Source organism: Vulcanisaeta sp. JCM 14467 (assembly GCF_001316245.1).
Classification (GTDB): Archaea; Thermoproteota; Thermoprotei; order Thermoproteales; family Thermocladiaceae; genus Vulcanisaeta.
The window spans coordinates 117,021-137,927 of sequence record NZ_BBDM01000003.1 but is presented as its reverse complement, the minus strand read 5'-3'; the positions used below and the strand labels follow the sequence as shown (position 1 = coordinate 137,927).

General features: G+C 45.1%; 21 protein-coding genes, 1 pseudogene and 1 CRISPR repeat array. Of the genes and pseudogenes, 13 read left to right on the top strand and 9 right to left on the bottom strand.

Annotation, left to right across the window (positions count from 1 at the left end; translation table 11 throughout):
- Positions 1–7: 7 nt before the first annotated feature.
- Positions 8–1,201, top strand: a complete 1,194-nt coding sequence (locus JCM14467_RS04450; protein WP_054849298.1) for a hypothetical protein — start codon at positions 8–10, stop codon at positions 1,199–1,201.
- Positions 1,202–1,336: 135 nt separating this feature from the next.
- The gene (locus tag JCM14467_RS04445; protein ID WP_054849297.1) at positions 1,337–2,227 is read left to right on the top strand and encodes a helix-turn-helix transcriptional regulator; all 891 of its coding nucleotides are present in this window, start codon (positions 1,337–1,339) and stop codon (positions 2,225–2,227) included.
- Here JCM14467_RS04445 and JCM14467_RS04440 read toward each other — a convergent pair.
- Entirely contained in the window at positions 2,224–2,931 is a 708-nt protein-coding gene (locus JCM14467_RS04440; protein WP_054849296.1) for a GTP cyclohydrolase IIa, read from the bottom strand. The two genes, JCM14467_RS04445 and JCM14467_RS04440, sit on opposite strands and share 4 nt — an antisense overlap.
- A gap of 98 nt (positions 2,932–3,029) precedes the next feature.
- Between JCM14467_RS04440 and JCM14467_RS04435 the strand changes: the two genes are divergently transcribed.
- The 4 genes from JCM14467_RS04435 (at position 3,030) to JCM14467_RS04420 (ending at position 7,863) form a co-directional block, all read left to right on the top strand.
- Entirely contained in the window at positions 3,030–3,800 is a 771-nt protein-coding gene (locus tag JCM14467_RS04435) for an HAD family hydrolase (protein ID WP_054849295.1), read from the top strand.
- 48 nt (positions 3,801–3,848) lie between these two features.
- A complete protein-coding gene (locus JCM14467_RS04430) occupies positions 3,849–4,538 on the top strand; it encodes a YkgJ family cysteine cluster protein (protein ID WP_252900693.1) in 690 nt (229 codons plus the stop codon).
- Between the two features lie 138 nt (positions 4,539–4,676).
- A CRISPR array of direct repeats spans positions 4,677–5,502; the repeat unit is 25 nt; unit sequence CTTTCAATATTCTATTGAAATCCTC.
- 493 nt (positions 5,503–5,995) lie between these two features.
- Positions 5,996–6,994, top strand: coding sequence for an ATP-binding cassette domain-containing protein (locus tag JCM14467_RS04425; protein WP_054849294.1), 999 nt, complete (start codon positions 5,996–5,998; stop codon positions 6,992–6,994).
- Positions 6,994–7,863, top strand: coding sequence for an ABC transporter permease (locus JCM14467_RS04420; RefSeq protein ID WP_054849293.1), 870 nt, complete (start codon positions 6,994–6,996; stop codon positions 7,861–7,863). Before JCM14467_RS04425 ends, JCM14467_RS04420 begins: the two co-directional genes overlap by 1 nt.
- Positions 7,864–7,965: 102 nt before the next feature.
- Here JCM14467_RS04420 and JCM14467_RS04415 read toward each other — a convergent pair whose 3' ends face one another.
- A complete protein-coding gene (locus tag JCM14467_RS04415; RefSeq protein ID WP_054849292.1) occupies positions 7,966–8,430 on the bottom strand; it encodes a YbhB/YbcL family Raf kinase inhibitor-like protein in 465 nt (154 codons plus the stop codon).
- Positions 8,431–8,534: 104 nt separating this feature from the next.
- Here JCM14467_RS04415 and ilvD point away from each other — a divergent pair.
- Positions 8,535–10,219 (top strand): annotated as a pseudogene (gene ilvD, locus JCM14467_RS04410) (dihydroxy-acid dehydratase).
- Here ilvD and JCM14467_RS04405 read toward each other — a convergent pair.
- From JCM14467_RS04405 to JCM14467_RS15780, 6 genes are all read right to left on the bottom strand, one after another.
- Positions 10,216–10,656, bottom strand: a complete 441-nt coding sequence (locus tag JCM14467_RS04405) for an RNA-binding domain-containing protein (RefSeq protein WP_054849291.1) — start codon at positions 10,654–10,656, stop codon at positions 10,216–10,218. The pseudogene ilvD and the gene JCM14467_RS04405 overlap by 4 nt on opposite strands.
- A 24-nt stretch (positions 10,657–10,680) precedes the next feature.
- A complete protein-coding gene (gene folE, locus JCM14467_RS04400) occupies positions 10,681–11,253 on the bottom strand; it encodes a GTP cyclohydrolase I (RefSeq protein WP_054849363.1) in 573 nt (190 codons plus the stop codon).
- Between the two features lie 97 nt (positions 11,254–11,350).
- Positions 11,351–12,427: a hypothetical protein gene (locus JCM14467_RS15795; RefSeq protein WP_252900692.1), complete on the bottom strand. Its 1,077-nt coding sequence runs from the start codon at positions 12,425–12,427 to the stop codon at positions 11,351–11,353.
- A gap of 20 nt (positions 12,428–12,447) precedes the next feature.
- Positions 12,448–13,128: a hypothetical protein gene (locus JCM14467_RS15790; protein WP_252900691.1), complete on the bottom strand. Its 681-nt coding sequence runs from the start codon at positions 13,126–13,128 to the stop codon at positions 12,448–12,450.
- Between the two features lie 40 nt (positions 13,129–13,168).
- Positions 13,169–13,456: a hypothetical protein gene (locus JCM14467_RS15785; RefSeq protein WP_252900690.1), complete on the bottom strand. Its 288-nt coding sequence runs from the start codon at positions 13,454–13,456 to the stop codon at positions 13,169–13,171.
- Positions 13,457–13,497: 41 nt separating this feature from the next.
- Positions 13,498–14,037, bottom strand: a complete 540-nt coding sequence (locus JCM14467_RS15780) for an ABC transporter ATP-binding protein (RefSeq protein WP_252900689.1) — start codon at positions 14,035–14,037, stop codon at positions 13,498–13,500.
- A 41-nt stretch (positions 14,038–14,078) separates the two neighbouring features.
- Here JCM14467_RS15780 and JCM14467_RS15775 point away from each other — a divergent pair, with 41 nt between their 5' ends.
- The 6 genes from JCM14467_RS15775 (at position 14,079) to JCM14467_RS04370 (ending at position 18,736) form a co-directional block, all read left to right on the top strand.
- On the top strand, positions 14,079–14,801 hold the full coding sequence (locus JCM14467_RS15775; protein ID WP_252900688.1) for a hypothetical protein: 723 nt from the start codon (positions 14,079–14,081) through the stop codon (positions 14,799–14,801).
- 17 nt (positions 14,802–14,818) lie between these two features.
- Positions 14,819–16,897 (top strand): MMPL family transporter, encoded by a 2,079-nt coding sequence (locus JCM14467_RS04385; RefSeq protein ID WP_252900687.1) that lies wholly within the window; start codon positions 14,819–14,821, stop codon positions 16,895–16,897.
- A gap of 121 nt (positions 16,898–17,018) precedes the next feature.
- Complete coding sequence (locus JCM14467_RS04380; RefSeq protein WP_252900686.1) at positions 17,019–17,471, top strand: hypothetical protein; 453 nt, start codon at positions 17,019–17,021, stop codon at positions 17,469–17,471.
- A 103-nt stretch (positions 17,472–17,574) separates the two neighbouring features.
- The gene (locus JCM14467_RS15770; protein ID WP_252900685.1) at positions 17,575–17,835 is read left to right on the top strand and encodes a hypothetical protein; all 261 of its coding nucleotides are present in this window, start codon (positions 17,575–17,577) and stop codon (positions 17,833–17,835) included.
- Positions 17,836–18,233: 398 nt separating this feature from the next.
- Positions 18,234–18,377 (top strand): hypothetical protein, encoded by a 144-nt coding sequence (locus JCM14467_RS15765; protein WP_252900684.1) that lies wholly within the window; start codon positions 18,234–18,236, stop codon positions 18,375–18,377.
- Positions 18,371–18,736 (top strand): hypothetical protein, encoded by a 366-nt coding sequence (locus JCM14467_RS04370; RefSeq protein WP_054849290.1) that lies wholly within the window; start codon positions 18,371–18,373, stop codon positions 18,734–18,736. Before JCM14467_RS15765 ends, JCM14467_RS04370 begins: the two co-directional genes overlap by 7 nt.
- A 22-nt stretch (positions 18,737–18,758) precedes the next feature.
- Here the strand turns inward: JCM14467_RS04370 and JCM14467_RS04365 are convergent, their stop codons facing one another.
- Positions 18,759–20,864: a xanthine dehydrogenase family protein molybdopterin-binding subunit gene (locus JCM14467_RS04365; protein WP_054849289.1), complete on the bottom strand. Its 2,106-nt coding sequence runs from the start codon at positions 20,862–20,864 to the stop codon at positions 18,759–18,761.
- Positions 20,865–20,907 lie beyond the last annotated feature (43 nt).

The following is a 20,907-nucleotide window of genomic DNA, read 5'->3' as shown; positions in this document are numbered from 1 at the left end:
AATAACAATGTATACGAGGAATAAGGAAGTAATAGACATGAGGGTAATAACCCTGGTTGTAACGTTAATACTAGTACTGGTGTTGACCGTGACAATGACCGCAAACCCACTGCTGGCTCAAACAACTAACTCCACAACTAGCGTTAATGCGACGACCTCAGTCAATGCAACGACTACAACAGCCAGCAATGTAACAATGACTAATGCAACCACATGCCCACCTGGACTACTAACGGCAGTACAGGCCAACCTGTACATAGACGACATGTGGTTAATGAGAATCGGCACAAACATGAGTGGGGTCAACGCCACGTCGCTCATAGCCATTAATGCCACGGGCCTTAATGAGACGGAAATAAATGGCACATTCACGGGATTCAACATAACAGGCTTTAACCTGACGCCTACAACTCTCCAGAACATTACCAATTACCTCGTAAGTAAGGGTGAGTGCTTGCTAGCCCTTCAGTTCCTGGTACACCTTAGGCACCAGTTAGTCCATGCTTATATACTTGAGAAACACGCTGAGATCTGGAATAAAACACTAACCTTCAGACTAATGCTGCTCAACGAAACAATAACAAGACTCGAACAACAGGGATTACTAAACAGCACACAGGCAAGCGAAATATACAGTCTACTGAGACAGCTAAAGCAGGCATTAGTCAGTGGTAACTACTCCGAGGCAGAGACACTACTTAGTGAATATAAGTCATTATTAAGTAATATAACTAGTCAGTACTATGAGGAGCAGAAGATTGGCTTTGCGAATAGGGTTGATCATGAGCTTGAGCACTACGTAAAGCAGATAATAAAGGGCTCAACAACACTCAATGAAACCCTAACGCAACTGGCAATGCTCGACCACGAATTAGGCATGCTCACGAACATCACGGGGCTCAACATAACGAGTGTTAAGGAGTTGCACGAAATGTTTAAGGAATTGATGGCAATATACCCATTAATACAGGGTAATGAGACTGCACAGGAGCAGTTATTGGCGATGCTTAAGCATGGTAAGGGATTCAGTGATTGGCTTAATGAAACGCAACAGTTTGGTCAGGAGGCGAAGGGCTGGCAAGTACACGGAAAGGGTCAGGGCAAGGGACAGGGAGGACAACAGCATGGGAAGGGGCAGCATAATCAGGGAAATGGAGGACAACAGGGCTCGCAGGGAGGGCGGGGCAAGGGTGCAGGTTAATGAGGACGTCTTGATCATGGCTTCTGTTAAATTTTTAATTAATTTCGTTAATATTTCTGTTTTCATTCTATCTCTCTTTTTAATTAATACGCGAATCAATAAATTTTTTAAATCAATAAGCACTAATTGAAATTAATGGTGTTAACAGCAATAATCACCATATTAATATACCTATTGGGTAATGGCTCATTGGTAAGTATAAACGTAACCACTATGCAAAGCACGGCTTTATTAAACATTACATTACCCGTAAAGCCCCTGGAGCCGACAGGACCAATAGTTGTGCAAAATTCGAGTGGTTCGGCAATACCTGCAATACTCATAGGGAATCACTTAATAATACCTGTCTTTGGTAATGGCTCATTCATAATCAAGTACATACCCTACGTAGCTCAAACACCCAGTGGCTACCTGGTCATTAATGTCTCATCGCCATACACCGTAAACCTCTTCGTAGGCAATAACGTGCTAATAACGGAATTACCAATAAGTTCAATAGTGAACTTCACTAAGGTAAGTAATGGCATAATACTACAAATTGCGCCTGGCAATTACTCAATAGGTTTCATGCCGGAACTATCAGTGACCACCGTAACGAATAAAACCACAACCATGCCAACAAGCGTGAGCAACACCAGCACCACAACCGCAATCACAAATACATCAACTACCTCAGAAATAACGAAGACCTCACCCAACCTGGGATTAACGCCTTACTACGTGGTTTTCATCGTTATTGCAGCCGTAGCCGCAATACTCGCTTACTCATTTGTGACTAGGCATAGAGGTGCTGAGGCTAGCCCGGTAATTGTTGAGGGGTTGAACCCAACCGATAGGGAGGTCCTTAAGGCATTGATTGATATGGGTGGTGAGGCTTATCAGGCAGATCTCCAGAGGAGACTGAACATACCCAAGGCAACGCTTTGGAGGGCGATCAGGAGGTTGGAGAATTCTGGTTATGTCCAGGTCATTAAGGAGGGTAGGGTTAACAAGATTAAACTAGTCAAGAAGCCCAAGCTTGATTAATCCTCCCTGAGAATCAGCACTCCATGATCATTCCTAGACCTGAGGCTGTCCAACGCCTCGGTTGCGAGCTTCATGGCGGTTCTGCCACTATGTGCAATACCAACACCTATCCTCGCATTTATCAGGTTGGCCAATGGCCTGAGGTCTGCCTCATTAATCGTGGGCTTTACTATCGACACTATATTATCACCACCCAAATAAAGCGTGATGCCACCGTACGGCGCTAGGTAAAGCCTTACCTGGTTAACCACGCCCCAAACATACTCATACAATTGATAACTGGATGTCCACTCAGTACTGGTTGTCGAGTCGATAAGGTCTATGTGGGCAATAGCCGCATAACCATCATCACCACCCCCAATCAATGACTCGCCAGGGGAAGCCTTCATCACGAGCCTGAAGGCCTCCCTCTCGGCAATCCTTGGGTTGATATCCGCGTATGTACCGCCAGATAGGGGTACCGGGCTGTATTCACTCAGTTTCTTAATTATTCTCGTTAATTCATAATTATTCAAGCCATTGGTTATTGCGAATAGGTAATCATACCTAAGCGGGTGAGCCCAGGCATTAAGTCTTGAAAACACATTAATCAATTCACCATGTAATTGGGCTTGAACGCGTTGGATTATGTGCTCCCTATCTGGACCGAGCGTCTCAGTCCATTCTCTATAACCAATTAGCCTAATTATTGTTACCTGAACCAAAGGTTTAACACCGAGTGCGGGCTTAAACCTTTAGTTTAAAAACATAACCCCTTAAATGAGCGGGAATGCTTAAAATAATGTGATTGAATAGTGAATTAATGAGCCTTAAAGTCATTACATTCGACGTCTACAACACGCTGATCAACTACGGTAAGGAGTTAATAGAGGAGATAGCCATGAACATAACCAAGTACCTCAAGTCACGGGATATTGAGGTTCATTTTGACCATGTTTACGAGATCTACACAGGCCTTGATAGGGAGATCAGGCTTAGGAGAGTTGTTGAGATGGCCTATGTACCACCCATGGATAACGTGAGGACATTCCTGGAGAGACTAACCCGTAAGTATGGGATTGAGCTTAATGAGAGAATGGTAATGGACGTGGCTAACATAATAGCGAATACACTACTCGAGTCGAACAACGTGAGACCCAGTGAGGACGCCCAGTACGTGTTAATGGAGATGAAGAGTGATGGATTCATGATTGGGGTTATTTCAAACGTAATATTCTGGAGCAGCACAGTTTCCAGGAGATTACTTGATAAGTTCGGCTTGAGTAAGTTCATTGATGTCCAGGTTTACGCCGACGAGGTTGGTAGGGCCAAGCCTCACCCAGCCATTTTCGAGCGAGCATACTCACTGCTAACCCACGGTGCCGAGCCCGACATCGCCATACACGTTGGTGATGGATTCAAGGAGGACCTACTCGGCGCAATACTCGATGATATAATCGGCGTCTACATAGATAGGGCGGGGACACTAATCAGTGGTGGGAGCCCAGCAGAGCTAATTAGGTGTAGGGCGTATGCAGTTAAGAGGCTCAAGGAGGTATTGTTGGTGCCCCACCTGGTGTCTGGTTGTTCATAATACCTGATGAAGAAAATAATTTAATTAGTGAAGTCAGGGTGAGAGGGCGTGGTAATACCGTTTAAGTGTATGCCGAACTGTGGCTACTGTTGCACAATATCGCCAGTTACCGTGTTCCCACACGAGGTGATAATCCTCACCAGACTAGCCGAGGAACTGGATGTTAGGGACCTAACGTTTAAGCCAGGCTACGTAATAACCGACGTAAAGAACGGCGTCAGGGTCGCCCTATCATACCTAATGCAACTAAACAGCGAGGGCATATGCCCATTCCTGAACAAGGACGACAAAACCTGCAAAGTACACTCACTCTACAAGCCACTAACCTGCAGGTCATTCCCATACCTACCCAGGGTGATCAGGTACGTGATAGACCCAGAGCTAAAACTCGTCGACTTCACGGTGGAATTCGTGGTATCAACCCTATGCCCAGTCATTAGGAACAACTACACGCAGGACGAGCTGGAGGCAATGATAAACAACGTAAACATAGCCATCAAGGTAATGCCCAAGGAAGTGGCGGCTGCCGAGGAGGCAATAAGGGCCAGGAAACTATACGCCAACACACTAACCGCACTATGGAGGGCAGGGTACATAGAGCTAAGGAGTAGCGAGGGAAACAACACAAACTGGCCAATAATAAACGCCTTCGAATACATAAGGCAATTCATACCCCACATAACCCTAGACCAATTCACACCAAACATAACACAGGTACTAAGGAAGACAAACCCATAACCAACACCCACCATTGAAACCCCAACACATAGCGAATATTAGACAATAAGCACCCACAGCCATACCACTTTCAACAATCCATTGAAAATCCTCCAGCCAATGCAACCCATCGAGTTCACGGCAGTCTTCGAGGAAATCCTTTCAATATTCTATTGAAATCCTCTCCACTACTGTGGCATAACAGGTGGTGTAAGACGAAACTGACTTTCAATATTCTATTGAAATCCTCGAGCAAGGCGTGATACTCGGCTTCAGTAATGCCCAGTACTCCTTTCAATATTCTATTGAAATCCTCGGACGGCAGAGCGCGAGGTGGGTTCGTCCATCGTTGTTTATAGGCTTTCAATATTCTATTGAAATCCTCATAGGATAAAGGTACCACGTGAGGTCAGGGATTACGTTAAGGCCCTTTCAATATTCTATTGAAATCCTCACATAGACAGGTGTAATCTACAGGGCAACTGGGTGCAGTGACTTTCAATATTCTATTGAAATCCTCTTTGGCACGATATCACACTTGGTAACGCACCAAAACCAAAACTTTCAATATTCTATTGAAATCCTCGTAGGTACTGGAATGCGGTACAGAGGCTTAATACAGGCCTTTCAATATTCTATTGAAATCCTCCCATTTAAAAGAAAGCTTGGTGTGGCTCCTGTATGACCACTAACTTTCAATATTCTATTGAAATCCTCATTTCGCTCGCACCAACTCACTCAGTAGTAGTGTTGATTTGGTCTTTCAATATTCTATTGAAATCCTCATTTGAAGAGGGTTTTTCAATACCAATCATGATTTGTGAAACTTTCAATATTCTATTGAAATCCTCCGTCAATATTGTTGATTACATTAATTACGTGGTTCATGTTCTTTCAATATTCTATTGAAATCCTCGCTAAGAATGTGTGGGCATTGAACCCTGCCCCACTAACCAGGTACTTTCAATATTCTATTGAAATCCTCTGTTTCGCTACTTTATCTAGGGTTTTATAAATTTTTCTCTTTCGTATTTAGGCGCCATTGGAACATCTTTCTACTCCTAATCTTTACGAGCCGTGTTTGTTCTTACGATCTGCATTAGAAATTGAATTCTTGTTCCAACGGTATTTCAACCTCTCAAAACCGTGCCTGTTCTAATGATGCTTTATCCATTGTAAAATGGAGAGAGCACGATACCGTGCACACTAAATATCCTTCAATGCATGGTTTCGATCATGCTTAATTCGTTGTTCATGCATGTGCTTAATCCCTTAATTAGGTGCGTGGGAGTGGGCATTGGTGGGGAAGTAATCGTTTAGGTTGTGAGGCACTTATTGCCATTGATTGGTCGTGTTCGTGGTTGAGTGGGTTCTTGGTGTGTTTGTGCTGTATGTGTTGGGTGGCTGCTGTGGTTGTTATTCGATATCGGTTTAGAGAAAGATTTATATTTGGGGCGTGAACCACTGAGTTGATCGTTATGGAAACGGCTATTAAGGCCATAAACCTGACGAAGCGTTATGGGAACTTCACGGCCGTTGACCACATAAACTTCGAGGTCTATTACGGGGAGGTCTTCGCATTCCTTGGTCCAAACGGTGCGGGTAAGACCACAACAATCAAGATGCTAACCACAGTGACGAGACCAACAGAGGGTACGGCGATAGTTGGTGGTTACGATGTGATTAAGCAACCGGCTAAGGTTAGGGAGATAATCGGCGTTACTCCTCAGGAATATACTAGTGATGAGGATTTGACGGGTTGGGAGAATCTAATGCTTGTTGCTGCTTTATATGGAATACCGAAGAAGGAGGCCAAGGAGAGAGCTGCTGAGTTGCTTGATCTGGTGGAGTTGTCATACGCTGCCGATAGGAAGGTTGAGACATACTCTGGCGGTATGAGGAGGAGGTTGGAGATCGCAATGGGCCTAATAAATAGGCCTATCATCCTCTTCCTTGACGAGCCAACTCTCGGCCTTGATGCTCAGACAAGGGCGGCCATTTGGGATTACGTGTATAGGCTTAGGAAGCAGTATGGCACGACAATATTCATGACAACGCATTACCTGGAAGAGGCGGATAGGTATGCGGAGAGGATTGCCATTATTGACCACGGTAAAATACTCGCCATTGGTACGCCTAAGGAACTTAAGGAGAAGGTTGGTGGTGATGTAATAACTATTGAGGTTAGTGGCGATGTTAACCTGGCTAGGAAGGTGATTGAGGGTATTGAGGGTGTTACTGGGGTTTCTGTGGATGGTAATACAATAACCTTTAAGGTGAGGAATGGTAATACGGCAGCACCAATAATCCTTGAGGCCCTTAATAAGCTTAGTATTAGGGCTACGAGTATAACAATTAAGGAACCAACGATGGATGAAGTTTTCCTGGAGTTCACGGGTAGGAGGCTTAGGGATGAGGAGGGTAGTTCCGAGGATTTCATGAGGTTTATGAGGACGATTGCGAGGGCCAGGAGGTGATGGGAATGAGCACCAGACTACACCCACTTCATGGGCTTTGGTCCTTAACGAATAGGGAGTTGGCCAAGTGGTATAAGGTGCCCGTCATACTCATAATCTCGCTAATACAGCCGATCGTTTGGCTTGCCTTCTTTGGGAAGTCCATGAACTTCGCAACCATGTTTACGAATGGACTTAACATTCCTGGGTTGAACATACCTAAGCAGGTCATTGATGAGGTAGCGGCTGAGGTCCTCAAGGCGAACTTCGGCACTACTGACTACTTCTCATTCCTAGCTGTGGGGATGCTCTCCTTCATAACCCTGTTCACGTCATTGCAGAGTGGTATGAGTATTGTGTGGGATAGGAGACTCGGTGTCCTGAGCAAGTTACTAACTACGCCTGTGCCCAGGGGCAACATTATAATGGCCAAGGTGCTGAACTCCATGATTAGGTCCCTGGTTCAGTCAACCATAGTGTTGATAATAGCGATAATGCTTGGTATGAAGCTGAACCCAAGCCTAAACCCACTGGACGTACTAGGCGCCTACGCCGCACTTGCCCTGATGTCCATGGGCTTCGCATCCCTATTCGTAACCCTGGCCCTAAGGTCAACATCATGGGAGAGCCAAATGGCGATAATGAACCTACTAAACATGCCACTAATGTTCGCAAGTAACTCCTTCTACCCAGTCAAGTCAATGCCCTGGTGGTTAAAGCCTATCGCGCTCATTAACCCATTAACATACGTTAACGATATTAATAGGCAATTATTACTTGGCATAACGGGGCAGAGCCTAGTGCTTGATTATGCATATTTAATAGCCTTCGCGGTTATATTCTCAGCCATAGGAGTAGTACTTTCGTGGAGGTACTTGTCCGAGGCATGATTTAAACAGGGAACGCAAAACTCACAACACGCCCATTCCTTTTGAGGTCACTTCGTTATTAATCCCAATCTGGCTTACTATCAATGAAATAATATGTAATCTTTACCTCGAGTACGTCCCCATGTACTCGGCGGTCCCGATTATACTATTCTTGATTATCCTCAGTACTTCGTCCTTCGACGCCCTCTGTTTAATGTTGGGTACCGCATTCAATGCGTATAATCTAAAGAAGTACCTATGAGGCTTGTGCCCCCTTGGTGGGCATGGTCCGCCATAGCCAACCCTACCGAAGTCGTTTATACCCTGAACCCCGATGCCCTCAACGACGGGCGTCTTTGGCACGTTCTCGGGGAGTTCGGTCCTATCTGGCGGAATGTTGTATAGTACCCAGTGTGTGAATACGCCTATTGGTGCGTCTGGATCCTCCATTATTAGGACTAGGGACTTTGTGCCAGCCGGCGTGTTTGACCATTGGAGCGGTGGGCTTATGTCGACATCATCGCACGTGTACTTCCTGGGTATTCTCTCACCGTACTTAAAGGCGGGGCTTGTGAGTGTGAATGACATACTGAGTATTAACCTATACCAAAGTTATTAAGTGTTATGTTAGTCCTCATTTAATGCGTTAAATAGCGCATTAATTTAATAGGGCTTAATTATATAGTTTATTGATGGTTAAGGTAAATCTACGTAGTCAGGAGAGGTACGGCGGTGTCTTAAATGCCCCGCATAGGGCTTTCCTCAGGTCCATAGGCTTCTCTGACGAGGACATTGGTAAGCCCTTGGTAGCCGTGGTCGCTGCGTGGAGTGAGGCTGGCCCGTGCAATATACACACGCTTCAGTTGGCGGTCCACGTTAAGGAGGGTGTGCGTAGGCTGGCGGTTCACCACTAACTGTGCCCACGATAGTCGTTAATGATAATATTGGCATGGGTACTGAGGGCATGAGGTATAGCCTAGTGAGTAGGGAGGTCATTGCGGACACTATAGAGGCGCAGATTAATGCCCACGCATTCGACGGCTTTGTTGGTATTGGTGGTTGTGATAAGACGACGCCGGGAATACTAATGGCAATGGCAAGGCTAAACATACCCGCCGTGTACCTGTACGGCGGAACTGCGGAGCCTGGCTTTTACGGTAATCTAAAGCTCACTATCGAGGATGTTCATGAGGCAGTGGGCGCGTACCTGGCGGGTAAGATCACCGAGGATGAGCTCTACGAAATAGAGAGGAGGGCCCACCCAACCTATGGAACATGCGCCGGCATGTTTACGGCGAATACCATGGCGGCCATGGCAGAGGCGTTGGGTATGGCCCTGCCAGGGAGCGCCTCGCCACCAGCCACGTCGGCCAGGAGGGTCATGTATGCCGTGGAGAGCGGCGTCGCATTAATGAATGCCATGGAGCTCGGTATAAAGCCTAGGGATGTCATGACATACGAGGCCTTCGAGAACGCAATAACGGTACTAATGGCGATGGGCGGCTCAACAAACGCCATACTACACCTACTGGCCATTGCATATGAGGCTGGCGTTAAGTTGATGCTGGATGACTTTGATAGGATATCGAGGAGGACACCGTACATTGCGAGTTTAAGGCCTGGTGGTGACTACGTGATGGCTGACCTTGACGTAGTTGGTGGGGTTCCACTGGTCATGCTTAAGCTCCTGAAGGCTGGGTTGCTTAATGGTAAGGTACTCACAATAACAGGTAAGACGCTGGAGGAGAACCTGAGAGATTATAAGTTCCCCAATGTACCGCATGAACACATCGTTAGGGATGTTAGTAATCCAATAAAGCCCTGGGGTGGTATCAGGATACTCAGGGGTTCATTAGCCCCTGAGGGTGCGGTCATTAAGGTTGCGGCTACGGAATTAATGAGGCTTGAGGGTAGGGCAAGGCCATTCAATAGTGAGGAGGAGGCGTTCCAGGCGATTAGGAGGGGTGAGATTAAGCCGGGTGATGTTGCGGTGATTAGGTACGAGGGTCCCAAGGGTGGTCCAGGAATGCCAGAGATGCTTAGGGTAACTGCGGCAATAGTTGGGGCTGGGCTGGGTAAGGATGTTGCGTTGGTAACGGATGGTAGGTTCAGCGGTGCGACGCGAGGGTTCATGGTTGGTCATGTAGCCCCTGAGGCAGCCGTAGGCGGGCCAATAGCGGTTGTTGAGGATGGGGATAGGATACTAATCGATGTAGAGAATGGACGACTTGACCTACTCGTGCCTGAGGAGGAGATTAAGAGGAGGTTGAAGAATTGGCAGCCACCGCCACCGAGGTACACGAGAGGCTTACTGGCTAAGTACGCGTCGTTAGTCACGTCTGCATCCATGGGCGCCGTGACACTACCAAGGCCTTAATGCCGCATTAATTGCTTGATCACATTCTCAATACCCTCATTCTTAATCACCCAGTGATTGAACCTTATTATTACCTTAATCACGTCATCACCATCATCAAGTCTGGCAATGCCGTTGTAGGCAAGTTGCTTATTGAACCTTAGGTATAGCTTACCGTCCTCAAACCTACTATTGATGGTAACAAGCACTATCTCCCTATCAAGTTGATCTATGATGCCGAATATGTACTTAGCGATCTCCAGGGCCTCATCACCCTTAAATTGCACCTTCACGGTGCTAATATCATTGCCAAAGTGTCCCTGACCCTCACTCTTCATTATATTAGCGCCGTCCCTATACTGCGGAGGTATTAAATTGAGTAGTGCCCTCACGACCTTGAGCTCGCTCTCGGTTGCGTGAATGTGCGTGACTATTTCGACATGGCTTACCAGGTTCATTGCACGGTTATTGCGGCTTACCCCTTAATATTCCTTAGTTAGGACTATCTTGGGCACCTTGCAGTGAACTGAATTCCTTAATTCCTTTAGCTCATCACTGCTTATGCCGTCTGTCCAGGCCTCCGTGACCATGTACATATCCTCATCCTTAACACCCCTAATCATCGCACACATGTGTAGTGCGCAGACCCTAACGTAAACATACTTAGCGTGGAGAACCTCCTTAAGCTCATTGGCAAGCCTAACAGTGAACCTCTCCTGAAGCATGGGCCTTGCGGCAAGCCACTTAACGTACCTAGCCACCTTGCTCAACCCAGGCACCTCACTATTCAATGGTTCGTAGACTACGGTGACCGTACCCATAACAGGCAATAGGTGATGCTCACACAGCGACACAAACTCAATGTCATTGATCGATATACGCCCAACGTACTTATTACCCTCCATTGGGAAGAACTTAATCGAGGGTGGAGACTCCCTTAAGCCGTATGTCAACTCAAGTAGTGCGTTTAGGAACCTACGAGGCGTCTCCCTTAATCCTGGCCTACCTGGGTCATCGCCGAGAAACTCTATGATCTTGCTTATGTACCTCTCCATCTCGCCTAATTCATCGTGAGTACTACGCACATAGCAAGGCGAATATACCTCTATTTAAGGAAAACACCCATGCTTATTGAAATTAGAAATAATCTCCCTAGTGAAACCTCCTTACTAATATAAATATCAACGCTATCAATACGGCAATGCTAATAATTAATGGGTAATAAATGCCATAATTCGTAATTACAACACCAACCACCCTGTGGCTCGCTGATTCATTACCCTGGATCGACGTCGTGTTTATTAACTGTAATAGGTATTGGGTGTTCACGATCGATGGCATGTTGATCACGAATGTCTCCTCCACAGTCACGTCAATACTAACATTAGTACTATTGATACTTAGGTAGTTTAGGTATTGCCTGGCTAAGGCCGTTAACACGGCCTTCTTAACCTCATCACTCATGATTGTACTCTCAATCTCGCCTTCATACCCACTTACCTGGGTCATGAAGGATAACGCCTTTGTTTGGTATGATGATAGGTTTATGTACGTAATTAGTAATTGATTGGTTAGACTGAGTAGTTCATTGTGAAGGATGTAGAGGTTCCTCGATATATTGATTATTAATGTCTCACTCTCGTTAGCAGCAGCTATTGCATAGTTAAGGCCTTGGGTAGCTTGATTAACCTGGTTCTGCGTTGTCGTAAGTTCGTTCTGGACTGTGCCGAGACCATTATATATTTGGGAAAGCGTTGTTAATGCATTCTCGATTTGATTTATTAACGTTATTGCATTATTTATTTCATTAATTAACGTGGTATTAGTAGTTGAATGCTCTATTTGGGTTAGGTCTTGCTTCAACGCGTTCAGGGAGTTAAGGTACTCCTGCTCATTACTCACTATTGGGCTAAGTAAACTCCTTAGTTGAGATACCACATTGGCCTCAGTACCAAGTACCTGACCACCCGCCGTGAGTGCTATCTTAAGCTCGATTAATTGCGCCTGGAGTAAGCTCTCGACCATTAGTGTTGAATTTATTATGTATGCTGATGCACCGAGTACCTGGGCAGTCTCATTGAGCAGGTTTATCAATTGTAGGAACTGCGCCGTGTAATTATTTGTGGTTCCGGAAGCACTCATTAGGGAGCCTGTGAAGTTCCTTAATTGATTGAGGGTATTGTTAAGGCTGTTAATGGCTTCATTTAGGGAATTAATTGATTCATTCAAGTCAATGCTCGCTTGGACAGTTATTGGATTAATCCTGACACTCTGCCATGGGCCATATTCTCAACAATCATGCCCAGCGATAATGAGGAAGAGTTTTCCGTATTGAATATCCAGTAATCAATTTCATAACCCAGTATGCTCTGGCTCAGTGTTGGTGTAATGTTATATTCATAGGATAGGCCGGACTGCCTTGTTAGTGCTATTGTTGTCATTATTGGGAATGGTAGGGAATTCGTGACATTCACTGAAAAATCCACCTTAGTACCGATGCCGCCATTAATTATCGTCGAATTTATGCCTGAACCATTAACGAGTATTTCGTAATTCACGGATGCCATTGGCAGTAGTGTGTAGACTGGCTGGAACCTCAGGGTGAGGACCTCTTGGGAGTATGGCTGTAGCGTGATTATCCAGGTTACCGTATTACCACTTATTAAGGCCGTTGATGGTGATACGAATACTATGTTTGAGTATGGCGGTACGGTCATTGATATATTGAGCGGGACTGGGTATGGTTCATTATTGTAGAGCGTTAATGCATATTCAACGTAGTAATTGGTGACTTGGTTATTTGGGCTTAGTTGGGTGACGTAATTGACCGTGAAGTACGCACTCACTGATTCACTGGCGTATGCTGTGGTCCCCATTAACGATAATGCCACGACCGTCAATATCGCCAGTGCCGCATACTTAATGTTCATCATAATGCGGATAGTTCACTTACTAATTAAACCTAATTCACTATGTAGACCCAATAAAACTATTTATTAGATCCCTCTTCCTCTCTACCTCACTTAAGTCCTGACCAAGCCTCCTCAACCTCCTCTCCTCAAGATCCAGTATCCTGAGGTAGGACTTAATGACAGCCGTCTTATCAACCCTCAACTTACTAAACTCCTCCTTAATCCTAACGAGGTCACTCTCACTCATTACCCTACCACCCCTGAGGTATATTATCCTACTACCGATTGACGCCACCTCCATATTGTGCGTCGCAATCACGAAGGTAACACCCATAGCACTATTCAACAACTTAATTAAGTCGAGTATTAGGTATGAGCTGGCTAGGTCTATGGAGCCCGTGGCTCATCCATTATTATGAATGACGGGTCATTAGCCAATGCCCTAGCAATGGCAACCCTCTGCTGCTGGCCACCGCTTAACTGACTCGGCCTATTATTGGCAAACTCACCAATGCCAACCAGCTCCAGGAGGAGTCTCGCCTTTTCCCTAGCCTCATCCTTCGTATACCTACCTGTCAAGAGCATTGGGAGCATCACATTCTCGAGCGCCGTTAATTGGGAGATCAGGTTATACTGCTGAAACACGAAGCCAAGCCTCTCAAGCCTAAACCTGGTTAGGTATTTCTCATCTGCGTCGGTAACGTCGACACCATCAATAATGACCCTACCACTGGTTGGCTTATCAAGCGTGCCCATTATATTCATTAACGTGGTCTTACCACTGCCGCTAGGTCCCATGACAATTGCAATCTCCCCCCTCCTTATCGATAGGTTCACGTTGATTAGCGCATCAACATAAACACTGCTGCTTAGGTAATACCTCTTGCTAATGTTAACAAGCTTAACAACCTCCTCATTACCCTTCACGTAGAATGGTATTTAATATGGGTTAAAATCCCTTATTGCGGATGATATCGAGGAAGGCACTGTCGATTGTGATAATCACGATTTGGTTAATTGCAATGATATACCTAGCCCAGCACTCATTAAATATATTTAACGTGCTGACGTACGACGAGTCACAGCTAATGCCGAGCAATATAGAACCCATTGTTGTTGATAACCTTGTCAATAAGTATATAGGAACCTCCAATGAGACCACGTTAGTAGTTGTAATTAAGTTAAGTGGTAATGAAACGATAAACATTAAGGATAGGCTAAACTATGTAAATAATATCGTCAAGAACATGGACTCACCCAATATAACAATCACCGACCTCCTGACAACCTATAACACTGTTTATACTATTTATAATGAAACCATAAGCAACATCACAGCAGAAATAATTAATAATGAGACAGGCACCGTATGGAACCTTTATTGGTCATTGAATAACGAGTGCTCATCAATAATACAACTAAACAAGGAGTATTACTCCATGGTCTATAATGTAAGTGACGAGGTTAGTGGCGAATTCAATGCAACTGTGGATTATGCCCAATTACTTTATTACGAAATCGAAAATTACTACTTAAGGAATTACCCAAACGCATCATTAAATACACTATTTAGCTTAACGACGAGGGATTACGAAATCAAATACGGTCAATATGACCAATTCATCAATGAATTAGCTAATGAAACCCTTACCCAATTAATAAGTAAGTTGGTAACAATCCATCACCAATAACTCTGGCGTCAATTAATATGACGGGGATTTTATTAACGAATTATGAAGAGTTAATACAGCAGGAGTACCCGGGAATGAGCATAAGCAACATAAGTGGTTATGTGTATAACCTGTTAATCAATAATGGCGTTAACGAAACCAATCTGAGGATCGCGGTTTTACTCGGACCAAACACAAACATAAAAATCCTAAAATTCCTACTAGTGCAGGAATACTTAAACAGTACACCGCAAATATTAGCGCCATACATTTACCAAATGGCATGTAATGGCAATTCATCCGTCGTAAACACCGTACTAAGTAACTTAAGAAGTAGCGTCACAAACGTATTAATTCAGGAACACCCACCACCAAGCATTCTCGACTTACCCGACAACCTAACCCAGGAGTTCCTAAATGGCACGTACACAGTGGCCTTCATATCATTACCAAGCAATTACGAGGATGAGGTTTACGACCTATTAATACGCAAGGATTGGGTATACCCAGTGAGCACGGATGTTATCCTGTACGAACTCGATAAAATAGTCACAAGCGACGTGAACATAATCGATAAGACCACCGCCGTGCTCGTGTTCGTGACAATGATAGCCATGTTGGGGACCTTGGTGGGCCCTATCATGTCATTGACAATACTCGGCCTAACATACGCATCATCACTTGGGCTCCTCTATGTCTGGGCAATACACTTCAAGCTTTACTACCTCACCGTGTACATGGTTGCCCCAATAATCTTTGGCATAGGCGTTGACTATAGCATGCTAATGCTCAGTAGGTATCTCGAGGAGAGGATTAAGGGGCATGACAGGGATGAGACATTAAGCATTGTTTTATCGCGCGTTAGACCAACAATCCTAGCGAGCGCGTCAGTTGTTGGGCTTGGGCTTGGTAGTTTTGCAGTCTCTAGGTATGGCTATATCCAGGACATTGGAATAGGTTTTATAATCGCCGTATCCCTTACCATACTCGCAACTGCGGTGGTACTGCCTGAAATAATGAGGATACTTGGCGATGGCGTGTTATGGCCCATGGGCTTGAGGGCTAAGTCTGTTGAGTTAAGGACAGCCTTCCTCTCGAGAATGGCTAGGTTTGCGGTTAATAGGCCGAAAACCATCATTGCCATATTCCTAGCAATAACGGCACTAGCCCTCGCATACCTACTACTGAATATAAGCATAACCACGGATCCAGTCCAGGTAATGCCAAACACACCTGCTAAGGTTGGGCTTACGTTGTTAATTAATTATTTCAGGAATTACGACTACTCAACGGCATACCTGGTGGTTTACGGCAATGAGACGGCCGCGATAGCGTTGCTCAACGCTGTTAAGGGCCAGGACTACGTAATCAACGCAGCCCTCGCATATAATGGCTCAGGTCTATACATAATAAAGGCTCTTGTGAACCAACAATCACTATCGGATAAGTTGATACCGATTTACATAAGTCTCAGGGAGATAGCCAATGAGATAGCTAGGGAGTACGGTGTTAAGGTACTCATTGGTGGTTCACCATCGTATAAGTACTACTTCGTGCTTGGTTTTGAGCGTGAGTACTACGGCTTCATACTATACTTAATGATAGCAATAAACATTGTCATACTCTCGGTATACATGAGGTCGGTGATGATACCACTGAGGCTCGTGGCAACCGTCCTCATGAGCATTACCTGGTCTCTAGCATTAACAATATTCGTGTTCCAGGGATTGATGGGGATAAAGACCTATTGGTTAATGCCCGTGATCCTGATATCACTATTATTAAGCGTGGGTACGGACTACGACCTATTTATAGTTAGTAGGTTTAGGGAGGAGGTCATTAATGGGTTTAGTGATAAGGAGGCCATTGTCAGGGCTGTGGAGTTCACGGGACCCGTAGTCACTGGCGCAGCGCTGGTGCTCGCCATGGCCTTCGCATCGCTGGCCCTATCGAGCATTTACATACTAAAGCAGGTGGCGCTTGCCGTGGCATCCTCAGTCATTATAGACTCATTCATCGTTAGACCCCTGCTTGTGCCAGCAATAATAGTGCTCCTCGGCAAATGGAATTGGTGGCCATTTAGCAATAGAGTAATTAAGCGCCCAGTCGCTGATTAATTGCATGGGTGGGGTTTACAGGGTTTATCTGCTGGTACGTAAGATTCAATGACGGGAGTAGATATAGGATACCGCTCAACATGATAATGAATGGCCTCGGAGGAATATATTCGTAATTAGGGTGCCGCAGGATGAGGTTGATTACGCAGCCGAGGAACTCATTAGGAAAGGGTTTAAGCCAACTATACTTGCCGTGAATAAGGGCGAGAGGTATAGCCTCGCCATGAGGGTTGAGCCACCCTGGGAAATACATACCAGGATATTTCCCGATGGCACAATAGAGTCGGAGGTCGAGGTTAGTAGGGATTACCTGCAGCACCTCATTGGGCCTAGGTTCAACGTGATTTATGAAGTTTATGATTTATTAAGGGGTCTTTCTAATGGTAGGAGGGTTTGCGTGAAACCATTGAATCGCTGCATTAGTGATGTAATTGAGAACATAGGGATTGAATTGAGAGCGCCTAAAGTCTTAATTCCCTGGAAGCCTATTGCGGTTATAATTTCACCAATGGTATTGATGCCAATTATAGGTAGATTTTCTGTTTCTCACTTTTTACCCCTGAATAATCATTAATTTTCACAATTAAGTTATGAAGTACTTTATTTAGAATTAATGCACAAATAACATCTTATCAATTAATTAAATATTTATATACTTCAATTTAATAAATATTATAATGGATAATCAAACGCCAAACCTAATAGTTGGCGCACCAGGTGCTGCAGATGTTAAGGAGATTGTTAGGTACATAGCCCGAATAATAACGACTGCTCTAGACGTAAAGCCAAGCGATTGCCTACTGAAGAATTATGGAACAATAACCCTAAACGCCTTACAGCAAACACTTAAGTTATTCCCCGAATTATCAGCTGAGATAAATGCATTGGCGAGCAAATTTACTCAAATACAGGAGGCCAGTAGGAACTCGTTGGGGTAAAGGACCCGGGACAGTACGCAGATGCTGTACTGACGATATTCACCACGTATAATGTTGACCCAGGAATATACGGAATTTTTGCAGCACTTCAGGCAATGGAAGCCGTGAAAATGTGCGGTGAATCTGATGCGAAATTCTTCCTGGTGAGGACACTATTGGCTAGTTCACTTCCGAATAATCTATATAGATTACTACTTGATTACCTCAGCCTAGATCATAACTTCCCAATAAACCTACTAAAGGCTTTACTAGAGACAACGCATTGATAAGGATCTAAATAAGTCAGTCAATGATCACGTTAAAAGCCATGGTTCATGATCACGTACCATCTAATAGACTTGATCGTACTCCTTTCTACTACTAAATGCTTTAATACCCCCTTTAGCACCATCGCCCTAATGAGCAACACTGGAGCCAGTACTGACGTTAAGGAGGAAGTGAAGAAGACAGCCCAATTAATCATAGTGAGCTTTAACATAAAACCAAGTGATTGCATGTTAAGGAATTATGACACAATAACGAAGAACGCAGTAACATGCTAATCAAGTTATTCCCTGAATTATCAAACGACATAAACGCATTAGTGAATAAATTCGCCGAGATCCAGGAAAATGTTAAAAAGCTCATAGGCTTGACGGACGTTAGCCAATACGCAGATAGCATATTGACGATATTCGCAGTATACCACGTTAATCCTGGTCTTTACGCAGTCTTCACCGCATTGCAGGCTATGGAGGCTATGAAGGTATGTGGTGAAGATGATGCAAAGTTTTTCCTAGCGAGAACAATACTGGCTGGTGCATTACCATTTGATTTATATATGATGCTCCTTGATTATTTAAATATGGATCGTAAATTCCCAGTAAATTTATTCAAGGCTTTACTTGAATCAACTAAATAATTTTCAAAGACTAAATTTAAATTTACTTATCATTTTTGATTAATTGAAATAGGTAAGACGGTGTTACCGGCGTCCTGCTAAGCCTGACCTTAACACCCGTCTTAACCCTTATCGCCTTCTCAAGAGCTAAAAAGGTGCTTGCCAAGGCACCTGTCGTTCCTGCCTCACCAACACCACGTAAACCACCGGGCAATATAGATGGGGTATTTAATCCGTTAGTTAGTACCTTATATACTACGTCAGGAGGACTTGGTAAGCCGTAATCAGCAAGTGTTGTATGTAGTGGTGTTCCATCATCACTGTAAATCGCGCCCTCCCACAGCACCTGGGCAATCCCCTGAAGCACACCACCATGTAACTGAGCCTCCACCTCCTCCTCAAGCAATGGCTTACCCACATTATACACTGCGTAGTAATCAATCACGTTGGCCATCAAAGTCTCCGGGTCAAAATCAACCACAGCAACATGAGCACCCGGTGCAAGTATTGCCATGCTTGGTTTATAATCAACCTCCTCCTCAACAACCACGCCCTTAGACCTCACGGCATCAATCAACGATAAGCCCATTGACGATAACCTCGAGGCAACCCTCTCGGCAAGCTCAGTAATGGCAGCCGCGACCACGGTCGCACTCCTACTACCGAATGTTCCAACACCATAATTAAGCGTTTCCGTATCACCAGGCACAACCTCGATGAGCTCCTCAGGCGTTCCAAAGACCTCAGAGGCGTACTTCCTAAATGCCGATTCATGAGCATGGCCCTGGGGTCTGGAGCCAATGATTAACCTTAACTTACCATTACCAATAACGGCCTTAACACCCTCACCACCAGGCGTACTTACGTATAAGGCGAATACCACGACTGATATGCCCTTACCCAGGTACTTGCTCCTAAACTCATAGTACCGCTTCGCGGCATCCTCAAGGACTGATTGGTAATTGGCAGGGTCGATAACGAGACCCAATGGCGTCCTATAGGTCTCACCGTCCTTAATTATATTCCTCCTCCTGACCTCTACAGGATCCATGCCAAGTTCATCAGCCAAATCATCCATCAAGGTTTCATGGATCAACGCAGCCTCGGGCCTACCAGCACCGCGGTATGGACCGGAGGGTGGCAGGTTCGTGAACACGCCGACAGCTCTAACCTTGGCAGCCATCATCCTGTATGGCCCAGTGGAGAGGTTGGCTATGAATATTGGTGATGATGCGTTTATCGTGAAGTTATAAGCACCTAGGTTAACGATGACTTCACCCTCAATACCCAGCACTGTGCCGTCTCTCTTGGCGTAGAGTCTCATCCTCGACTTAACGCCTCTACCCTGTGTGGCATTGTTTAGGTGCTCTGTCCTAGTCTCAACCCACTTAACGGGTCTCCTCAACTTCATAGAGGCTATCGCAGCAAGCACGTACTCCGGATAGGCAGGGGTCTTATTGCCGAAGGCGCCACCAACATTCTTTGGCGCCTTAACAACAATCTTATCAATTGGGAACCCAAGAACCTCGGCCAGGTCTGCCCTAACCCTAAATGTTGATTGTGTCGATGCGTAAACGAGGAGTTTGTCATCATTATAATAGGCAATGCATCCCTTGGGCTCCATTGGGTTAGCCACTAACCTGGCCTGCTCAATTTCCCTCTCAATAACCACATTGGCATCCTTAAACACGCTGGTGTCACCACCCTCAAGCGTAACGTCTAGGGATATGTTTGTACCAATCTCTGGGTGTATCACCTCCTCATTCTTCAATGCATCATCAATCGTAATCACAGGCCTTAATGGCTCATACTCAATCGAAACCTCATCGGATATATCCTCAAGTGAGTACCTGGATTCCGTGACAACAGCCGCTACGGGCTGCCCAACGAAGTTCACGGTATTGCTTGGTAGCACCGGCATCCTAACTATCCTGGCATTGGGTGTGGCGACCGCGGGCATTAGCAAATTGCCTATTGACTTAGCCGTGAGGAGGAGCAGCGCCTTATTACCCGGCTCTTCGATTCTCAATATCCTGGCCCTTGCGTATGGTGATCTAATCACGTACAGGTGAACCATGTTTTCAAGTTTTATATCGTCTAGGTACACCGAATTACCAAGCACTATGTCTAGGTGTTCCTTAATTGGCACGCACAGGCTTTGTGGTTCTTATTTTTAAGGTTTCAATCTCTTC